Genomic DNA, 849 nt, shown 5'->3' with positions numbered 1-849 from the left:
CTAACCGAAAAAAGTCCTCTCGCTCTTGTTTATTCTTTTCTAATGCTAAAATCTCAATTTCATTTTCAAGCAACTTTTGCTGATTTTTCTCTTTGAGTTTGATTTGTTCTAGTAATCCCTGTCTCTGTTGAAAGCGCAGTTTTTCTCGATCTGCTGATTTCAGAATTTTCATTTCAGCTTCATCAAAATCTTGTTCAGCTCTTTGTAATAGATCTAAAGCATTTTCTTGATTCTTCTTTCTGAAAGGCAAACTTCGGATAAAAAGAAGGAGTTCACTTAGATCAGATGATGAAAGTATTTTTGCAGGACGACCACGTTGAGCCATAATTTTCTCGAACACTGAAAGGGTAGAAAACTGATCACTCTAGACTAGCATATGCGATCGTGAGAATATTTAAATAAATGTGAGAACAAATTATTTAAATATTTAGTCGTTTCCGTGTTTCTAAATAAGCTAAAATAACTCTGTTATTTTAGCTTATTTAGAAACACTTCAACTTCGCTCTACGAGGTTTTTAAATTACTGATTATTAATATAAAAAAATATTAGCGTATTTTTGAGAAAAATGAGGAAACAGCTTTAAAAAAACGTGTTTCCTCATAAATATATTGCTGTTACATCACAAATGAAAATTGTTTCAACATAAACCCCGAGTTGTTTCAGAATAAAGTAGGGATTGTTTCAACATAATTGATGACTGTTTCATCATATTCGTGGGCTTTTATCAAAATATGAGCACTCTATTTTTTAAAATCGATCTATTATGCCGGGTATCGTAAAGCGAACAACTGAGTTAAATCGATGTTTTATTGCAATCTTGAGCACATCATCAAAACACAGTCGAGCAA

The 849-nt window shown here is 31.9% G+C and carries 1 pseudogene; it reads right to left on the bottom strand.

The annotated features are described in order from the left end of the window. Nucleotides 1-325, bottom strand: a pseudogene (locus tag AC1MPL_RS12465) (hypothetical protein); the annotation flags it as partial. Nucleotides 326-849 lie beyond the last annotated feature (524 nt).

Source organism: Acinetobacter sp. N1-1 (assembly GCF_056711485.1).
Note: the sequence above shows the minus strand (reverse complement) of the source record. Positions and strands in the feature narration are given on the sequence as shown.